Annotated in this window: 18 protein-coding genes; 8 read left to right on the top strand and 10 right to left on the bottom strand. The window is 62.3% G+C overall.

Annotated elements, in window-relative coordinates:
- The first annotated feature begins 16 nt into the window (after positions 1–16).
- Together serB and LNV09_RS08475 are read left to right on the top strand one after the other, a co-directional pair.
- Positions 17–721: a phosphoserine phosphatase SerB gene (serB, locus tag LNV09_RS08470; RefSeq protein WP_263556650.1), complete on the top strand. Its 705-nt coding sequence runs from the start codon at positions 17–19 to the stop codon at positions 719–721.
- A gap of 56 nt (positions 722–777) precedes the next feature.
- Complete coding sequence (locus LNV09_RS08475) at positions 778–2,946, top strand: putative bifunctional diguanylate cyclase/phosphodiesterase (RefSeq protein ID WP_263556651.1); 2,169 nt, start codon at positions 778–780, stop codon at positions 2,944–2,946.
- A 6-nt stretch (positions 2,947–2,952) separates the two neighbouring features.
- Here the strand turns inward: LNV09_RS08475 and rraA are convergent, their stop codons facing one another.
- The 3 genes from rraA to LNV09_RS08490 form a co-directional block, all read right to left on the bottom strand.
- Positions 2,953–3,447, bottom strand: coding sequence for a ribonuclease E activity regulator RraA (gene rraA / locus LNV09_RS08480; protein ID WP_263556652.1), 495 nt, complete (start codon positions 3,445–3,447; stop codon positions 2,953–2,955).
- Positions 3,444–3,695, bottom strand: a complete 252-nt coding sequence (locus tag LNV09_RS08485) for an RNA-binding S4 domain-containing protein (protein ID WP_318023275.1) — start codon at positions 3,693–3,695, stop codon at positions 3,444–3,446. Before LNV09_RS08485 ends, rraA begins: the two co-directional genes overlap by 4 nt.
- Before the next feature lie 85 nt (positions 3,696–3,780).
- A complete protein-coding gene (locus LNV09_RS08490; protein ID WP_263556653.1) occupies positions 3,781–4,464 on the bottom strand; it encodes a PEP-CTERM sorting domain-containing protein in 684 nt (227 codons plus the stop codon).
- Positions 4,465–4,674: 210 nt separating this feature from the next.
- Here LNV09_RS08490 and LNV09_RS08495 point away from each other — a divergent pair, with 210 nt between their 5' ends.
- Both LNV09_RS08495 and LNV09_RS08500 read left to right on the top strand, forming a co-directional pair.
- Positions 4,675–6,231, top strand: a complete 1,557-nt coding sequence (locus LNV09_RS08495; protein WP_263556654.1) for a polyamine aminopropyltransferase — start codon at positions 4,675–4,677, stop codon at positions 6,229–6,231.
- Positions 6,232–7,803, top strand: coding sequence for a flavin monoamine oxidase family protein (locus LNV09_RS08500; protein ID WP_263556655.1), 1,572 nt, complete (start codon positions 6,232–6,234; stop codon positions 7,801–7,803).
- Positions 7,804–7,812: 9 nt separating this feature from the next.
- On the opposite strand, the gene LNV09_RS08505 is transcribed toward LNV09_RS08500, so the two are convergent.
- Positions 7,813–8,841 carry a questin oxidase family protein gene (locus LNV09_RS08505; RefSeq protein WP_263556656.1) on the bottom strand — a complete coding sequence of 343 codons (1,029 nt, stop codon included), beginning with the start codon at positions 8,839–8,841 and terminating at the stop codon, positions 7,813–7,815.
- 79 nt (positions 8,842–8,920) lie between these two features.
- Between LNV09_RS08505 and soxR the strand changes: the two genes are divergently transcribed.
- Positions 8,921–9,484 (top strand): redox-sensitive transcriptional activator SoxR, encoded by a 564-nt coding sequence (gene soxR, locus LNV09_RS08510; RefSeq protein ID WP_318023276.1) that lies wholly within the window; start codon positions 8,921–8,923, stop codon positions 9,482–9,484.
- On the opposite strand, the gene speD is transcribed toward soxR, so the two are convergent.
- Genes speD through LNV09_RS08540 form a run of 6 tightly spaced genes read right to left on the bottom strand, consistent with a single transcriptional unit; the run spans position 9,423 to position 15,294 of the window.
- Complete coding sequence (gene speD / locus LNV09_RS08515; protein ID WP_263556657.1) at positions 9,423–9,803, bottom strand: adenosylmethionine decarboxylase; 381 nt, start codon at positions 9,801–9,803, stop codon at positions 9,423–9,425. The two genes, soxR and speD, sit on opposite strands and share 62 nt — an antisense overlap.
- A gap of 16 nt (positions 9,804–9,819) precedes the next feature.
- Positions 9,820–10,071, bottom strand: a complete 252-nt coding sequence (gene moaD / locus LNV09_RS08520) for a molybdopterin converting factor subunit 1 (RefSeq protein ID WP_263556786.1) — start codon at positions 10,069–10,071, stop codon at positions 9,820–9,822.
- Positions 10,072–10,076: 5 nt separating this feature from the next.
- Positions 10,077–11,312, bottom strand: a complete 1,236-nt coding sequence (locus LNV09_RS08525; RefSeq protein WP_263556658.1) for a molybdopterin molybdotransferase MoeA — start codon at positions 11,310–11,312, stop codon at positions 10,077–10,079.
- Positions 11,305–12,711, bottom strand: a complete 1,407-nt coding sequence (gene thrC, locus LNV09_RS08530; RefSeq protein WP_263556659.1) for a threonine synthase — start codon at positions 12,709–12,711, stop codon at positions 11,305–11,307. The genes LNV09_RS08525 and thrC overlap by 8 nt, the downstream gene beginning before the upstream one ends.
- Positions 12,708–14,018 carry a homoserine dehydrogenase gene (locus LNV09_RS08535; protein WP_263556660.1) on the bottom strand — a complete coding sequence of 437 codons (1,311 nt, stop codon included), beginning with the start codon at positions 14,016–14,018 and terminating at the stop codon, positions 12,708–12,710. The genes thrC and LNV09_RS08535 overlap by 4 nt, the downstream gene beginning before the upstream one ends.
- 49 nt (positions 14,019–14,067) lie before the next feature.
- On the bottom strand, positions 14,068–15,294 hold the full coding sequence (locus tag LNV09_RS08540) for a pyridoxal phosphate-dependent aminotransferase (RefSeq protein ID WP_263556787.1): 1,227 nt from the start codon (positions 15,292–15,294) through the stop codon (positions 14,068–14,070).
- A gap of 221 nt (positions 15,295–15,515) precedes the next feature.
- Here LNV09_RS08540 and LNV09_RS08545 point away from each other — a divergent pair, with 221 nt between their 5' ends.
- The 3 genes from LNV09_RS08545 to LNV09_RS08555 all read left to right on the top strand — a co-directional run bounded on the left by LNV09_RS08545 (position 15,516) and on the right by LNV09_RS08555 (position 18,508).
- The gene (locus tag LNV09_RS08545) at positions 15,516–15,890 is read left to right on the top strand and encodes an Mth938-like domain-containing protein (RefSeq protein ID WP_263556661.1); all 375 of its coding nucleotides are present in this window, start codon (positions 15,516–15,518) and stop codon (positions 15,888–15,890) included.
- A gap of 162 nt (positions 15,891–16,052) precedes the next feature.
- Positions 16,053–16,532 carry a peroxiredoxin gene (locus tag LNV09_RS08550; protein ID WP_263556662.1) on the top strand — a complete coding sequence of 160 codons (480 nt, stop codon included), beginning with the start codon at positions 16,053–16,055 and terminating at the stop codon, positions 16,530–16,532.
- Between the two features lie 221 nt (positions 16,533–16,753).
- Entirely contained in the window at positions 16,754–18,508 is a 1,755-nt protein-coding gene (locus tag LNV09_RS08555; protein WP_263556663.1) for a PhoH family protein, read from the top strand.
- Positions 18,509–18,574: the final 66 nt, after the last annotated feature.

Genomic DNA, 18,574 nt, shown 5'->3' on the forward strand with positions numbered 1-18,574 from the left:
GCGACTGAGCTTCAAGATGACTACACAAGATTTGCTGGTGCAAGGCTTCACTCCGCCGCTGGCCTTGGCTAATTTCAAGCTGGCCGCCTTCGATATGGACTCGACGCTGATCAGCATCGAATGCATCGATGAGATCGCCGACGCCGCCGGCCGCAAGGCCGAAGTGGCGGCCATCACCGAGGCGGCGATGCGAGGCGAGATCACCGACTTCAAAGACAGCTTGCGCCGGCGCTTGGCGCTGCTCAAGGGCGTGCCGGTCACGGCGCTGGATGCCGTCTTGAAAGAGCGTCTGCAATTCAACCCCGGCGCGCGCGAGCTGTGCGCGGCGCTGAAGGCCGCCGGCATCAAGCTGCTGCTGGTGTCGGGTGGCTTCACGTTTTTTACCCGCTATGTGGCCGCTGAGCTGGGCATGGACTTTGTGCGCAGCAATGAGCTGGAAGTCAAAGACGGCCTGCTCACCGGCGAACTGGTGATGCAAGACTGGGGCGATATCTGTGACGGCGAAGAAAAGCGCCGCATGATGCTGCAATGCGCGGCCGAGATTGGCTGCAGCCCCGAGCAATGCATCGCGGTCGGTGACGGCGCCAACGACCTCTTGATGATGGGCGCGGCCGGCCTGTCGGTGGCCTATCACGCCAAACCCCGGGTGCGCGAGCAGGCGATGGTGGCGATCAATGAAGGCGGGCTGGAAAAATTGCTGAGTTTGATGACTCGCAACTAGCCCAGGCCAAAGCTGGCGTAGGATGAACTTGGACCATCCAAGCGAGCCCTAGCCCTATGCCTGATCACGCTGCCCCGCCCGCCTTGCCGCCCGAGCAGTTGTTCGAATCGCTGGACAGGGCCAGTCTTGGCCTGATCTGGGTGGACGAAGCAAGCACGATTCGGCATGCCAACCATTTTTTCCGTCGTTTCAGCGTCGCGGCCGACTATCTGCATGAATGCTTTCGGGACCTCAGCCTTGAACGCTGGCAGGCCTTGCTGCGCCAGGATGGCCCGGCGGAGCTGAAGCAGCAGACCCTCTTGCTGCAGCTGAGCTTGGCCGAGGGCGGCGAGCGCAGCTTCGAGTTGCAGTTCCAGTCACTGCCTGACGGTGAGTCCAGGCTGACGCTGATGCTGCTGCGCCCTATGGATGATCGCAGCGAGCGCGAGGCCGTATCCGGGCTTCAACATGAGGTGTTGGAAGCCGTGGCGCTGGGGCGGCCCTTGCCGGTGGTGATGGACCTGCTGTGCCGGCGCGTCGAGGCCTTGGCGCCGGACGTGATCTGCTCGGTGCTAGCGGTTGACGAGGCCGGCTTGCTGCACCCTTTGGCCGCACCCAGCCTGGCCTCCAATTTCAGCGCCGCCTTGGACGGTCTGGCGATTGGTCCTTCGGTCGGCTCTTGCGGCACGGCCGCCTGGCGCGGCAAGGCGGTCCAGGTCAGCGATATTGCCCATGATCCGCTGTGGGCCAATTACAAAGACTTGGCGCAATCCTTCGGCCTGGGTGCCTGCTGGTCAACGCCGATTTTTCTCAACCCGCAACGCGTGGGCGCCACGTTTGCGCTTTATTACCGCGAGGCACGCGGCGCGGCGCCCTTCCATCGCCGCATGGTCGAGGCCTGCGAGCAGCTCTGCACGGTGGCGCTCAAGCATGACGAGCACCTGCGCCAAATCGAACGCCTGGCCTATTTCGACGGTGTGACCGGTCTGCCCAATCGCAGCTTGTTTGCCGACCGGGTTAAGCAGGCCTTGCCCTTGGCCGGGCGCACCAACGCGCCGGCGGCCTTGCTCTTGCTGGACCTGGACCGCTTCAAAACCGTCAACGACACGCTCGGCCATGCCAGCGGCGACGAGGTGCTGCGCCAAGCCGCGCAGCGCCTGAGCGCTTGCCTGCGCGAGGCGGACACCTTGGCACGGTTTGGCGGTGATGAATTTGTCGCCTGGCTGCCTGGCTGCAGCGCCAGCTATGCCATGCAAGTGGCCGCCAAGCTGCTTGCCAGCCTCGCGTCACCCCTGGAACTGGTGGGCCAGACCGCGCCGCTGCTGATCAGCGCCAGCATCGGCGTGAGCTGCTACCCCGAGGACGGCCATGAGCTGGACAAGCTGCTCAAGCATGCCGACATCGCCATGTATGAAGCCAAGCGCGCCGGACGCAACTGCGCACGCTTTTATCTGCCGGCGATGAATCAGGCCTTGGACACCCGCGTGGCACTTGAAAGTGCGCTGCGCCAAGCCTTGTCCAGCAACGCCCTGGCCCTGCACTATCAACCCAAGGTGCGATTGCTGGACGGCGCGCTGGTGGGTGCGGAAGCCTTGCTGCGCTGGTGGCACCCGCAGCTCGGACAGGTGCCGCCCGACACCTTCATTCCGATGGCCGAGGAATGTGGTCTGGTCAATGCACTCGACGCCTGGGTGCTGGAGGCGACTTGCGCGCAGCTGGCGAGTTGGCGCGAGCAAGGCGTGGCTATTCAAGCGGTCGCGGTCAATGTCTCGCCCACCCGCTTTCAGCAAGACGATGTGGCGGCGCATGTGCACTCATTGCTGCAAAAACATGAACTGCGCGCCGAACAGATCACGCTGGAGATGACCGAGCGCCTGCTGTTGGAGCATGAGCCGCGCACCGTCGATCAGCTCAATCAGTTGCATGCGATGGGCGTACGTTTGTCCATCGATGACTTTGGCACCGGCTACTCCAGCCTGAGCTATTTGAAGCGCCTGCCGGTCAGCGAAGTCAAGCTCGACAAGAGTTTTGTGCGCGATCTGGAGAGCGACGCCGATGACCGTGCGCTGTCCAGTGCCGTGATCGGCATTGGTCGCGCCTTGGGGCTGGCCGTGGTGGCCGAAGGGGTCGAGACCGAGGGGCAGCGGCGCGTGCTGATCGAAGCTGGCTGCGAAATCGCACAAGGCTATCTGTTCGCCCGCCCGCAGTCGGCGCAGGACTTGCAGGATTGGCTCAAGCTACGCTGACGAAAGCTACAAACGATTTGAGCTGATCACCACGCCGTCAGCGTCGGCATACAGCCAGTCGCCAGGACGAACGCTGACACCTTGTACCTGCAGCGGCACATCGGCCAACCCTTGGCCCTTGCGATCGGTGGGCATGGGCACCAGTCCCAGCGCCAAAATACCGACTTGCGCCTGTGCCAGCTCAGCCACATCGCGCACACAGCCATTGATCACGAGTCCGGCCCAGCCGTGATGGGCGGCGGCCATGGCCAGTTGCCCGCCCAGCAAGGCGCGACGCAGCGAGCCGGCGCCGTCAACCACCAGGACGCGCCCGTTTCCAGGGCTCTCCACGGCGGCCTTGACCAGGCTATTGTCCTCAAAGCACTTGACCGTGCCGACCGGGCCAGCAAAGCGGCTCAGTCCGCCATAACTGCGAAATACGCCGGGCAGCCAGCGGAAGTTGCCCGAGTCATCGCTCTTGTGGGCGTCACAGAAATCGCAGGTCGAAAAGGCCTGGGTCATGGCATCACCCCCTCATTCGACAAGGGGTCGGCCAAAACCTTGATCCGCACGCCCTGCATGGACACGACCTGTCCGGCGCGGATCTTGGCGGTTTTGCGCAACTCATCCTGCCCATTGACTTGCACATGGCCTTCGCTGATCAGCACGCGGGCGCGCCCGCCGCTCTCGGCCAAGCCATTGGCCTTGAGCAGCTTGTCCAACTCGATGTACTCGCCGCGCAGTTCAAATTCGATTTGAGAGATCTTCATGCACTGATTGTCTCAAACATGAAGGGGCCGAGCGAGGCGCCGACGCTAGGCGCCCGGCAGTTCGACACCGCCAGGCCCTTCAAGTTCAAGCGCGGGGGCTGCGTCGGCGCGCCACGGCAACTGCTGCCAAGCCCATCAAAACCAGCGCAAAGGACTGCGGCTCGGGCACTTGGCTGATGCTGGCTACGGCATCAATGCCGTTGATGAAGCTGGTGCGGTCAAAGTCACTCACATGCAGACTGCGGAATTGCAAAGCACCGGAGCCGCTGGCCGTGAAGGCAAGATTGTGTTGGTTCCAGCCCTGGCCGACGGAATTGGAGAAGATGCCCAAGCTCGCACCCGCAAAAGAGACTTCGTAGCTTTGCAAGCCGTTAGACCAATTGCTGCGACCAGCATCAAACCAGCTCAAAGCCACTTGCGTGCCGGCATCCAGGGTCAGGTATTGCGACAACTTTGCGTCGGTGCCCTGCAGGCCGAGCACAAAGCTGCCCAGCCCGGTCTGGCCATTGGCCAAGCTGGACGGGCCACCCCAAGCGCCGCTATTGGCACCGATCACGACCGTGTTGCCCGAGGAGGTCCAGTCGGCCAGCGTGCAGCCGGCCTGGTAGGTATAGCAATAGCCACCAAGATTGCTGCCGGTCTGGGTTTCGAAGCCTCCGTTTTTCACGACATGGGTCACAGGGCCAGCTTGCGCCGTAGCGGCCAACATCAGCGTCGCAGCCAGGCTCAAGGCACTGTAGAAGGAGGTCGAAATCATCTGCTTTTTCATGTTGAGTTCCAGGTAGTGAAGGACTTGCTGGCCGCAGTGTCTACGCAAAAAACAAGACCTGACCCCTGCATTTGCCTGCCGCAGTGACGCATATCACGAGCGGTTGAAAAGACGCTGAAAATCCCCCCTGTTCGAGGGCCCCGCCTACTCCCCGTCTACTCCCCGTCTAGGCCGCCTTGCCGGTTTGCGCGATCGGCTAAGCTCGCGACCATGTCACCAACTTCCACCACCGGCCGAATCTCCCTGCCCGAGTTGCTGCTGCTCGCCAGCGTCTTTGTCATCGCCGCCTGCGGCCTGGTCTATGAGTTGACGGCCGGTGCGCTGGCCAGTTACTTGCTTGGTGACTCGGTCTTGCAGTTCTCAACCATCATCGGCAGCTATCTGTTCGCGATGGGACTGGGCTCCTGGTTGAGCCGCTACTTGAAGCGCCAGTTGGTCGCGCAGTTCTTGAAGATCGAGCTGCTGGTCGGCGTGATCGGCGGGTTGATGCCGGCGGCACTTTTTATGGCTCACAGCCTCTTGCCGCCCGGCCAAGTGGCGGCCTTCCGGGTCTTGCTCTATGGCCTGGTGCTCTTGGTCGGGGCGCTGGTCGGGCTGGAGATTCCGCTGGTCATGCGCATACTCAAAAAGCAGTTCAGCGAACGCTATGAGTTGGGCGATCTGGTCTCGCAGGTACTGACCTTTGATTACCTTGGCGCCTTGGTCGTGGCCTTGGCGTTTCCGCTGCTGCTGGTGCCGCATTTGGGTCTCGTGCGCACGGGGCTGTTTTTTGGGCTCTTGAATGTCCTGGTGGCGATCTGGGCGCTGTGGCTGTTTCGCGCGCAACTGCGCGCTTGGCGTGGCCATGCAGTCGCCTGCGCGGCCAGTTTGGGGCTGTTGTTGGTGGCAATGGCAGGCGCTGACCGGCTGACAAGCTGGGCCGAGGATCGCTTCTACGGCGAGCACATGCTGGTGCGCGAAAGCTCGGACTACCAGCGCGTCGTCATCACCCAGGGCAATGCCGGCACAAGGCTATTCCTGAATGGCAATCTGCAATTCAATTCCAAAGATGAGTATCGGTATCACGAGGCGCTGGTACACCCGGCCATGGCCGGCCACGGTGCGCCGAAAAAAGTCTTGGTCTTGGGCGGTGGCGACGGAATGGCGGTGCGGGAAATATTGCGTTACCCCAGCGTGCAATGCATCACCCTGGTTGAGCTAGACCCGCATATGACGCGCCTGTTCTCCACCCTGCCCTTGTTGCGCCAGCTCAATGGCGATGCACTGCTGTCGCCGAAGCTGAGCATCGTCAATGCCGACGCCTTCGGCTGGTTGGAGCAGCACCCGGAGCACTTCGACGTGATCGTGATCGACTTCCCCGACCCGAGTAATTTCGCCTTGGGCAAGCTCTATACGACGAGCTTCTACCAGCTGATCGATCAGCATCTGGCGGCCGGCGGATATACGGTCGTGCAGACGACTTCGCCTTTGATCGCGCGGCGCAGCTACTGGACCGTGGTCAGTACCTTGGAAGCGGTGGGCCTGACGACGACGCCTTACCACGCCCATGTACCGAGCTTTGGCGAATGGGGCTTTGTGCTTGCTGGGCGGCGGCCCTGGGCGCCGCCTCGGGCCTTGCCTGCCGGCCTCAAGTTTCTGGACCTCGAGGGCCTGCCCGTGCTGATGAACTTCCCCCCCGATATGGCCCGCGTGAGGACCGAAGTGAACCGCTTGTCGAACCAGCAACTGGTGCATGAATTCGAGGCCGAATGGGGCAAGGTGCATTGAGTGAAACGGCGTGAGCTTTTGATCGGCAGCGCCTCGCTGCTGCTGGCGGGCTGTGATTCGCCTGCCCCCGAGCTGACCGGCGGCTGGGTGGGTGGCGCCAATGCAGCGCGCGGCCATCGCCTGCGCGCGCCATTGCCCAAGGCCGGCGAGGGGCCGCTGCGCCGCACCAAGATCTTGATCATTGGCGGCGGGGTGTCAGGTCTTGCCTGTGCGCGGGGTCTGAGCCAGGCCGGCATCACTGACTTTGCCCTGCTGGAGCTGGAGGACGCTAGCGGGGGAAACAGTCGCGCCCACCAGATGGGCGGCATGGCCTGCCCGACCGGCGCGCATTACCTGCCCTTGCCGGGGCCGCATTCCCAAGAGGTGTACCAACTGCTTGAAGAGCTAGGCCTGGTGAGCCAGCAGCTCGGCCGGGCGGTGTGGGATGAGCGCCATCTCTGCCACAGCCCGCAGGAACGCTTGTTTTTCGAGGGCAGCTGGCATGAAGGCCTGTTGCCGCCGCCGCAGACGCCATCGGCCGTCGCTCAGCAGCACTTGTTCGAACGCGCCGTCGAAGCGGCCCAGGCCACGCTGGGTTTTGCCATGCCGAGCCGGCGCGCGCGCTGGACGCCGGGTCATGCGGCCTTGGACGCCGAGACTTTTGCCGCTTGGCTGACACGCCAGGGCCTGCATGAGCCACATCTGCTCTGGTACCTGGACTACTGCTGCCGCGACGACTACGGCGCGGGCATTCAAGATGTGTCGGCCTGGGCCGGGCTGCACTACTTTGCCAGCCGCCACGGCTTTCATCCGGCCAACTCGAACAGCGAGCGCGAAGCAGTGCTGACCTGGCCGCAGGGCAACGCCTTTTTGACCGACGCAATCACCGCGCCTCTGGCCGAGCACATTCACCCCGGCCGCAGCGTCATGCGCGTTGAGCCAGGTAAGCATCAGGTTGAGTTGCTGGCCTGGCATGAAGCCACACAGTCGCCCGAGCGCTGGGTGGCCGATCAAATCGTGTTTGCGACACCTCTCTTCATTGCCAACAAGCTGCTGGATCAAACCCTCGCACCACTCAAAGCCGCCGCCGAACAGCTGCGTTATGCGCCCTGGCTGGTGGCCAATCTTCAACTCAAGGCGCCGCTGCTGCAACGTACGGGCGCACCTCCCTCTTGGGACAATGTGCTCTACGCCAGCCAGGGCTTGGGCTATGTCGATGCGATGCACCAAAGCCTCAAGCCGCAGGCTGGCCCAACGGTGCTGAGCGCTTACTGGGCTCTGCCGCAAGCGCGGCGAGCTGAATTGTTGACGCAAGACTGGCGCCACTGGCTGCGCCAAGTGCTGGCGGATTTAAGCCCTGTGCACCCCGATCTGGCTGACCAACTGCAGCGTGCCGACTTGGTGCGCTGGGGTCATGCGATGAGCATCCCGGTGCCGGGGCTGCGCAGCTCGGCAGCCTTGAGCGCGCTGCTGCTGCCGCAAGGTCGGCTGCACTTTGCGCACAGCGATCTGGCCGGCTATTCGGTCTTTGAAGAGGCTTATACGCGGGGGCGGCAGGTTGCGTCCGGCCTAGCCGCTCAACTCGGGGTTTAGCTTGCCATTTCATCGCAAAGCCATCGCCGCCGCCTGCAGGTAGCGCGAGTCGCCATAGAAGGCCCACTCGTCGCGGCAGGCATGCACCAGCTTGATTGCATGATCGTCTTCGGCGCGTGTCGCGGCAGCAGCGAGATCGAGCCAATTCAGTGTAGGCTCGGGGCTCGGAAGATCGCGTCGCTGCACACGGCCGGCCATATAAGCGGCAACAAAAGCCTGCATCAAAATTTGCTGCGCTTGCGCTTGAAAGGCCGCGTCATTCGGCAGCCAAGGCGCCAGCACCCGCATGGAGCGCAGGCCGGTAATCATGTGCAGCACGGTGAAATTGCCGCTGTGCAGGTAGTAGTCCAGGGCCAGGCCGGCCAGCTCCGAAACACGCAGCTGCAAAGACGGGGCTGCGGGCAAGACCCCACCTGCCAGCTCGGCATACAAGGGCCTTGCACTGGCCTCCATCATGCGCAAAAAGATCAAGGGAGCATCGCTGCGCCAGCCCGTCGCTTCGCTGACTAAGCGAGCCGACCATTCGCCTAAAGACAGGCTGCTGACTCCACTCAGTTGCGGCGGCGCAGGCAGCAGTTGCCAACGACTGGCCCAGTAGGCCAGTGCCGCAGCCAACTCGCCCTGATGACCGCCCTGAACCGCATGGGCCAAGCGAATCAGGCCATGAAAAGCGACCGCCGACACGCCCGGCAAGAGTTCGGGCAATGCTCGGCGCAAAAGCGCGTCGGCACCTTGCTCGGCCAGCGCTCGCTCAAAAAAACAGCGCAAGCCGCTATAGGCCGAGAAGTCGCCGCGCACTGCCAGCCAATCTTTCGGCACTAGCGCCGAGGTCGGCGCAGGCATGCCCTCAAACCGGCGCGTGTAGCGATCGAAAAAGGCGCGCATGCGCGGCTCATCCGCCCCCAGGCTGTGCAGCGCATGCAGCGCCATCGGCAGATGGCTGCTTAGCTGATCGCCATAGTCGGGCGGGAATTGCTGCAGATTGAGTTCCAGCCAAGGGGCCAAGGCGGAATTGGAATTGATTTCAGCGTGGTGCATGGCAAAGCCGTCGAATTGATTAACAAGGCCTCTATACTGAAAGTTCAAGTTAACTTGAAGTCAAGCGCCTTTTCAAACCATGATGACAAAGCCTGAGGCCCCATACAAAACAATCGCGGTAGAGACCCGCCTACCGATTGGCGAGTTGGTGCGGCGCAGCGGTGTGGCGGCCAGCGCCCTGCGTTTTTATGAAGAGCAAGGCCTGCTGCTCAGCACAAGAAGTGAGGGCGGCCGGCGCCACTATGCGCGCGGCGATTTGCGCCGAGTCGCCTTTATTCGTGCCGCCCAAGCGGTCGGCTTGAGCCTGGAGCAAATTCGCGCAGCCTTGGCGGAGTTGCCGGACGGACGCACGCCGACCCCCGCCGATTGGCAGCGCTTGTCTAGCGCTTGGCGGCCCTTGCTGGATCAACGCATTGCCGAATTGACCAGGCTGCGCGACACCTTGACTTCATGCATAGGCTGCGGCTGCCTGTCGCTGAGCAAATGCGCGCTTTACAACCCCGCCGACGCCGCCGCCAAGGCCGGATCAGGCGCGCGCTACTTGCTGGGAGACAGCGCTCAGGCCGTAATGGCCGAGGCCGCTAAAGCAAGCCGCCGCGCTGCAAAGCCTGCTGCTGCACGTTCGTCGGCCCGAAAGCGCTGATCAAGCGCGCCATCAGGACTTGCCCCTTGACGCTATTGTCCTGCCCCATATTGCAGACATAAACATCCAGCGTCACGCTGCCCAATTCGGGCCAGGTGTGAACCGCCAGATGCGACTCGGCCAGCAGCACGACGCCGGTGATGCCGGACTGGGTTTCGCCTTCGGCCGGCGTAAAACGATGAAACAACTCGGCCACAGCGCCCAGGCCCGCCTGCGCCACCGCGTCGACACAGAGCGCTTGCAGCGCGGCCGGCTCGAGCATCAAGGCATGGTCGGCCTGGACACCGCTCAAATCGGCCGTCAGGTGCAAGCCTTGCATACCGAATTGGCTTGGCTCAGCCGCCGGTGACGGGCGGAAAGAAGGCGACTTCCGCACCGTCGGTGATCACTGCGTCTTCGGCACATAACTGCTGATTCAAGGCACAACGAACCGCGCGGCCTCGGGCCAGCAGCTCGGCGTGAAGGTCAGAGCGGGCCAGCAGCAGATCGCGCAGCTTGCCCACCGTGGTGCCGGACGGCAAGCTCAACACCTCGTTGGCACCGAGCCGTTCGCGCAAGGCCGCAAAGAACTTCAGCTTGACCGTGATCATGCTCATGCCAATAGCTCGCTCATCGGTAAGTAACGCACCAGTTGACCGGCAGTGATGGTTTGGCCGGCAGGATTGTCGAGCAAGCCATCGGCCCACACGGCCGAGGTCAGCACGCCCGAGCTCTGATTGGGAAACAAGTCCAAGCCGCCGGCGTCGTTCAGCCGGACACGCAAAAATTCACGCCGCCGGTCGGCCTTGGGCCAATCGAAATCGGCCCGCAGCATGAAGCCGCGCGGTTGGAGCTTGGTGGCGCCCTGCAGTCGCAGAATCACCGGCCGCACCAGCAAGGCAAAGGTCACAAAACTGGAGACCGGATTGCCGGGTAGGCCAATGAACCAAGCCCCCGCCACTCGACCGAAAGCCAGCGGTTTGCCCGGCTTAATAGCAATCTGCCACAGATCCAGGCTGCCTTCGGCCTGCACGGCCGGGCGCAGATGATCTTCCTCGCCGACCGAAACGCCGCCCGAGGTGATGATCAGGTCGGCCTGCCCAGCCGCCTCGCGCAGCGCGGCGCGGGTGGCGTCTAGTTTGTCGGGCACGATGCCCAAGTCGATCACCTGGCAGCCCAGGCCTTGCAGCATGGCGCGCAAGGTGTAGCGATTGGAGTTGTAAATCGCGCCGGGCTTGAGCGGCTCGCCCGGCATCACCAACTCGTCACCGGTCGAGAACAGCGCCACGCGCGGACGGCGTGCGACCGTCAGCTGCGCTGCGCCAACCGAGGCAGCCAGGCCCAAGGCTGCGGCATCAAGCCGGCAGCCCGCGGCGAGCACGGTGGCGCCCTCTTTCACATCCTCGCCACGGCGGCGAATCCACTGACCAGCTTGCACTGCAGCATTGACGCGCACGCTGCCCAAACCCTCGCCGGCCAGCGCCTCGCACTGCTCCTGCATGATGACGGCATCGGCACCGATGGGGATCTGCGCGCCGGTAAAAATGCGCGCGGCCGTGCCCGCTTGGTGGACAGCGCCGACCACGCCGGCCGGCACTCGCTGAGCGACCGGCAGCAAGCTGCCCAGCGCCTGCACGTCGGCCGCACTGAGCGCATAACCATCCATGCTGCTGTTATCGGCCGGCGGCACATCAATCAGCGACACCACTGGCTCAACCAGTACCCGACCCAGCGCGTCGCCGGTGGGCATGCACTCGCTCAGCCCCAGCGGCTGGACGGTTGACAGCAAGCGCTCCAGCGCCTCGTCCAGGCTTTGCATGGCCGGACGGTGAGGGGCAGCTTCAGACATGGGCTTGGATAAAGGACTTGACCGCTTGAACGTCGACCGGCATCACGCTCACACGCTTGGGCAGCGACTCGATGTTGTCCAAACCGGCCGGGCGCGGCGGGGTCAGATTCAGCGCCTCTTCGATGGTCGCGGCGAACTTCACCGGCAAAGCTGTCTCCAACACCAGCATGGTGGTGCCTGGCTGGCGGTGCTCAAGCGCCACCTTCAAGCCGTCGGCGGTATGGGTGTCGACGATGACGCCGTATTTCTGATAGGTCGAGCGTATCGTCGCCAGCCGGTCAGCGTGGCTGCTGCTGCCGGAGACAAAGCCGTAGGGCTGAATCTGCGCGAGTTCGTCCGAGCTGATCTCGAAGCGCCCAGCCTTGGCGATGGCGTCATCAAACAGCGACTTCACTCGCACGCCGTCACGCCCCAGCAGGTCAAACACAAAGCGCTCGAAATTGCTGGCCTTGGAAATATCCATCGAGGGGCTGGAGGTCTCATGCGTATCGGCGCTGCCGCGCACGCGGTAAACGCCGGTGCGGAAGAACTCGTCCAGCACATCGTTTTCGTTCGTCGCCACGACCAGATTCACAATGGGCAGGCCCATCATTCGGGCCACATGGCCGGCGCAGACATTGCCGAAATTGCCGGACGGGACGGTGAAACTCACCTTCTCTTCGTTCGACTTCGTGGCGGCAAAGTAGCCAGCGAAGTAATAGACCACCTGAGCGAGCAGGCGCGCCCAGTTGATCGAGTTGACCGTGCCGATCTTGTATTTGCGTTTGAAATCCAGATCGTTGGAAACCGCCTTGACGATGTCCTGGCAATCGTCAAACACGCCTTCGATGGCGATGTTGTGGATATTGGCATCTTGCAGGCTGAACATCTGCGCCTGCTGGAACGGGCTCATGCGGCCATGCGGGCTGAGCATGAAGACATTGACGCCGGCCTTGCCGCGCATCGCATACTCGGCCGCACTGCCGGTGTCACCCGAGGTGGCGCCAAGGATGTTGAGCGTCTCGCCGCGACGCTTCAACTCATACTCGAACAGCTGACCGAGCAGCTGCATGGCCATGTCCTTGAAGGCCAGCGTCGGGCCGTTGGACAAGGCTTGCAGGGCCAGGCCGGGCTCCAAGACCTTCAGCGGCGTAATCTCGGGCGTACCGAACACTGCCTCGGTATAGGTCCGGCGGGCAATCGCGCGCAAGTCTTCTGTCGGGATGTCGTCGATATAGAGCGACAAGATCTCGAAGGCCAGATCGGCGTAGCTCAGACCACGCCACTTGCTCAGCGTCGCGGCGTCGATCTGCGGATAGCTGACCGGCAAATACAGCCCACCATCGGGCGCCAGGCCTTCCAGCAGGATTTCGCAAAAAGCACGCTCGGTCTTGTCGCCACGGGTACTGATGTACTTCATGCCAACTCTTCCTTGCGCAGTCGCACGATAGGCGCCAACACGGTCGGCAGACCTTGCATGCGTGCCAAGGCCTTGTTCATGCCGCCTTCGCTGGTTTCATGCGTCAGGATGATCAGATCGGTCTGACGCTCACCATCAGCAGATTCGCGTTGCAGCACCGCATCGATCGAGATATCGCCCTCGGCCAAGATGGTGGTGATGCTGGACAGCACGCCGGCCTCATCGGCCACGCGCAGGCGCAGGTAGTAGCTGGTCAGCACGTCTTCCATCGGCAGGATGGCGGTATCGCTGATCGCATCGGGCTGGAAGGCCAGGTGCGGCACGCGGTGATCAGGGTCGGCGGTGTGCAGGCGGGTGATGTCCACCAGGTCGGCAATGATGGCCGAGGCGGTCGGCTCCGCACCCGCGCCCTTGCCGTAGTACAGCGTGGTGCCGACGGCATCGCCCTGCACCACCACCGCATTCATCGCGCCTTCCACATTGGCAATCAAGCGCGTGATCGGCACCAAGGTCGGGTGCACACGCAGCTCGATGCCCTTCTCGCGCCGGCGCGTCAGGCCCAGCAGCTTGATGCGGTAACCGAGTTGTTCGGCGTACTTGATGTCGGCCGCCTGCAACTGGCTGATGCCTTCGACATGCGCTTTGTCAAACTGCACCGGCACACCGAAAGCGATCGCACTCATGATGGTCAGCTTGTGCGCGGCGTCCACACCTTCCACGTCGAAGGTCGGGTCTGACTCGGCATAGCCGAGGCGTTGCGCCTCTTTCAGCACGGTCGCGAAGTCCAAGCCCTTGCTGCGCATCTCGGACAGGATGAAATTGGTCGTGCCGTTGATGATGCCGGCGATCCACTCAATGCGGTTGGCGGTCAAGCCTTCACGCAAGGCCTTGATGATGGGGATGCCACCGGCCACCGCCGCTTCGAAAGCCACCATCACACCTTTGGCACGCGCGGCGGCAAAAATCTCGGTGCCATGCACGGCAAGCAAGGCCTTATTGGCGGTGACCACATGCTTGCCGGCCGCGATCGCTTCCAGCACCAGCGTGCGCGCCAAATCGCAGCCGCCAATGGTTTCGACGACGATGTCAATCTCGGGGTCGCGAATGATGTCGTAAGGGTCGGCGGTCACGGTCACGCCTTCACCAACGATTTGCCGGGCCAGCGCCACATTGCGGCGGCACACCGTCGTGATCTCGATGCCCCGGCCGGCGCGGCCGCGAATTTCTTGCTGGTTGCGACGCAGCACATTAAAAGTGCCGCTGCCCACGGTGCCAATGCCCAGCAAGCCAACTTTGATCGCTTTCATGGGGATTCTTTCTCTCTGCTCTTCGCTCATAAACCAAGGCGACCGGCGACTAGCGCCCGGCCCGCTTGCGGTAATGCGTCAGGAAACGCTCGATTCGCCCCACCGCTTCCCGCAGGTCGTCGGAGTTGGGCAGAAAAACGAGCCGGAAATGATCGGGGGCTATCCAGTTGAAGCCCGTCCCTTGCACGATCAGTACCTTTTCCTCGGCCAGCAATTCATAGGCGAATTGCTGGTCATCCTCGATCGGGTAGATCTTCGGGTCCAGGCGGGGGAACATATACAAAGCCGCTTTCGGCTTGACCACGCTGACGCCAGGAATCTGCGTCAGCAAGTCGTAGGCGAGGTCACGCTGGCGGCACAGGCGGCCGGTTGGTGCGACCAGGTCGTTGATGCTCTGGTAGCCGCCCAAGGCGGTCTGAATCGCCAACTGACCCGGCGTGTTGGCGCACAAGCGCATCGAGGCCAGCATATTCAGGCCGGTGATGTAGTCCTGCGCGTGGCGCTTTTCGCCCGACACCACCATCCAGCCGGCGCGGTAGCCGCAGGAGCGGTAGTTCTTGGACAGGCCGTTGAAGGTCACGAACAACACATCGTCGGCCAGCGAGGCCAGGCTGGTGTGCACATTGCCGTCGTAGAGCGTCTTGTCGTAGATCTCGTCGGCAAAAATAATCAACTGGTGCTGGCGGGCGATTTCAACGATTTCCAGCAGCACGCTATCCGGGTAGAGCGCGCCGGTCGGGTTGTTCGGGTTGATGACCACGATGCCCTTGGTATTGGGCGTGATCTTGCGGCGGATGTCGGCCACATCGGGCATCCAGTCGGCCTGCTCGTCACACACATAATGCACCGGCGTGCCACCGGCCAGCGCCACCGAAGCGGTCCACAAGGGATAGTCAGGCGCCGGCACCAGGATTTCGTCGTCGCTATTCAGCAAGGCGTTCATGCTCATCGTGATCAATTCAGACGCGCCATTGCCCAGATAGACATCGTCGATGGTGACGCCGGCGATCTTCTTTTCCTGGCAGTAGTGCACCACGGCCTTGCGCGGGGCGAACAGGCCCTTGGAGTCGGTGTAGCCGGCCGCAGCGGGCAGGTTGCGGATCATGTCTTGCACGATCTCGTCCGGCGGCTCAATGCCAAAGGCGGCAATATTGCCGATGTTCAGCTTGATGATCTTGTGCCCTTCTTCCTCCATTTGCCGGGCCTTGTCGAGCACGGGCCCGCGAATGTCATAGCAGACATTGGACAATTTGCGAGACTTGAGCGTGGGCTTCAACAAGACTTGAACTCCTCAGGGACGGCTGAAAGATGGCGGGTCTTCGACAGGGATAAGCGCCAGAGGCGCGCAAATGCTGCGCCGCAATACATACAATTTAATCACAGGCGAGCGAGCGGGCTACGAAGCGCACGCTCAGCCGGATTGAATCCCCTCCAGACTCAGCCAGCTTTCAAGGCAAGCCTCGTCAGCAACTTTCAGCATCAACCTCCACAAGCCACATGAAATTTCAACTCGATGAGCCACTGGGTGGCAATAGCATCTCAAAGCATGATGGCCAGACCGTCTGGGTCAATGGCGCTGCACATGCAGCGAGTTTGCTGGTGCCCTGGCGCGGTGAGGTGCAGGCTTGGGACTTGCAGCGCTTTGAAGATCTCAACGAACAGCACTTTGAGCAAATTTTGAGTCTGCGTCCCGAGTTGGTGATTTTCGGCAGCGGTGCGCGCATCAGATTTGCCAAACCGGCGCTCTACCAGGCGCTGATTCAGGCCCGCATAGGTGTCGAAACTATGGATTTGGCGGCGGCTTGCCGCACTTACAACGTGTTGGCGAGCGAGGGCCGCAATGTGTTAGCGGCCTTGCTGATCGAGGCTTGAAGGCCGAGCAAGGCGGCTACGCAGCAGGCTTTGCGGCACGCCCTGCGCCGCCCGCAGCAGCGGTCTCCTGAGCGTGCGGACCACTCCTCCTCGGAGGGGCCTGCCGAACAACGTATAATCAGCAGCTATGCCTACTCGGGCGCATCATACCTACATCGCCAAATGACGCCAGCGCTCAACAAACCTCTCCCGGAAATTGAAGCCCTTGCCACGGGAGGCGTGAAGTTCACTCCGCACACCTACCTCGGACATGCCGTTGTCTTGTTCTTCTACCCCAAGGACAACACGCCGGGTTGTACCACCGAGGCGATGCAATTCCGCGATCGCTACAAAGACTTTGTGAAATCCGGCACGGTTGTGCTGGGAGTTTCGCGTGACAACATGGCCTCACATGACAAGTTCAAGCAAACGCTTGAGTTGCCGTTTGAGTTGATTGCCGACACCGAAGAAAAGCTTTGCCATATGTTTGGCGTGGTCAAGAACAAGATCATGTACGGTAAAAAGGTCAAGGGCATCGAGCGCTCCACCTTCTTGATCGACGCGGCCGGCGTGCTGCGCGCCGAATGGCGCGGCATCAAGGTCGCTGGCCATGTGGACGAAGTGCTGAAGGAAGTTGGCAACTTGAAGAAGGAAATTGCCTGAACCTTGCAACTGCTGCATTGAGACAGGAAAACCGGCCCGCGCTGTTCAAGCCCGGCCGGTTTTTTCTTGGGCCAAGACCTTCCTTTTGTGTCACCATGCTTTGTGCATAATGGGTCCATGCCCGAGAGCCGCAAAGCCAAACCCCAAAGCCGCACAGCTGCCTGTGCGGCTTTTGTTTTTTGCGCACCGACCCCATTTCTCAACGCAGACTGACGCCCACCATGCCCCTGCCAAAGCCCCCGACCAAACGTGCCAGCCGCCTGGAGTCTTCCGCCTTCGAGGCCAACTTGGCCGTCAGCAAGCCTGATGCGCCGCGTAAGTCAGCGCCGCCTATCGCCGCCGCCAAACCGGCACCGACCGTCAGCCAAGCCGCGCCCGTAGCCAGCGCCAAGCCCGCAGCAAGCAGCAAGCTTGCCACGCCGGCAGTTACAAGCCAGGACGTGCAGACGACTTTTGCGCCGCCACGCGCGACCGGCGCAAAGCCTCGCCCGACGGCGACCCCCGCCGCCAAGCCCGCTTTGACCGACCTCGCCGCCCAGCCCAAGTCGTCCAAATCGAAAAAGGCCGCAGCGGCCGGAGCGCCCAAGCTCTTCGTGCTCGACACCAATGTGCTGATGCATGACCCGATGTGCTTGTTCCGCTTCGAGGAACACGACATCTATCTGCCGATGATTACGCTGGAGGAAATGGACGGTCACAAGAAGGGCATGACCGAGGTCGCACGCAATGTGCGCCAGGTCAGCCGCGAACTGGACAACCTCGCCGGTGGCTTGAAAAGCAGCGGTCTGGAGGAAATGGCCAAGGGCCTGCCACTGAACCACACCGGCCACCGCGAAGCCGGCGGCAAACTGTTCTTCCAGACCCAGTTGGTTGACGCGCCGCTGCCCGCCGGCTTGCCACAAGGGAAGGCCGACAACCAGATTCTGGCCGTTGTGACGGCGCTGAAACTGCAAGAGCCCGGCCGCGAGGTCGTGTTGGTGTCCAAAGACATCAATATGCGCATCAAGGCGCGGGCCTTGGGCCTGCCGACCGAGGACTACCGCAACGACAAGACACTGGAAGACTCCGACCTGCTCTACACCGGCGTGCAAGCCTTGCCGGCCGACTTCTGGGAGCGCCACGGCAAGACCATGGAGAGCTGGAGCCAAGGCGGCATCACCTTCTACCGCATCAGCGGGCCCTTGGTGCCTTCGCTGCTGGTCAACGAATTGGTCTATCTGGAAGCAGCGGGCGCCGCACCGCTCTATGCCAAGGTGCTGGAGATCACCGGCAAGACCGCCGTGCTGAGGACGCTGAAAGACTACGGTAACCAGAAGCACAAGGTCTGGGGTGTGACCGCACGCAACCGCGAGCAAAACTTTGCGCTTAACTTGCTGATGGACCCCGATGTCGACTTCGTTACCCTGACCGGCACGGCCGGCACCGGCAAGACCTTGATGACGCTGGCAGCCGGTCTGTCTCAGGTCTTGGACGAGCGCCGCTATTCCGAAATCATCGTCACCCGCGTGACTGTGCCGGTGGGTGAGGACATCGGCTTCCTGCCTGGCACCGAGGAGGAGAAGATGAGCCCCTGGATGGGTGCGCTGGACGACAATATGGAAGTGCTGGGGCGCGGCGATAACGCGGCCGGCGAATGGGGCCGCGCCGCCACCAATGACTTGGTGCGCAGCAAGATCAAGATCAAGAGCATGAACTTCATGCGCGGCCGCACCTTCTTGAACAAGTACGTGATCATCGATGAGGCGCAGAACCTGACGCCCAAGCAGATGAAGACCTTGATCACGCGGGCCGGCCCCGGCACGAAGATTGTTTGTCTGGGCAACTTGGCGCAGATCGACACACCCTATTTGACCGAAGGCAGCTCGGGCCTGACCTTTGCAGTGGACCGCTTCAAGGGCTGGGCGCACAGTGGCCACGTGACGCTGGCGCGGGGTGAGCGATCCAGGCTGGCCGACTTTGCCTCCGAGGTGCTCTGACGCCGGAGCCTGCTTCGACTCTTCACCAAGGGCGACCCAACGGTCGCCCTTCTTGTTTGATGAATT

Source organism: Paucibacter sp. B2R-40 (assembly GCF_025717555.1).
GTDB lineage: Bacteria > Pseudomonadota > Gammaproteobacteria > Burkholderiales > Burkholderiaceae_C > Paucibacter_A.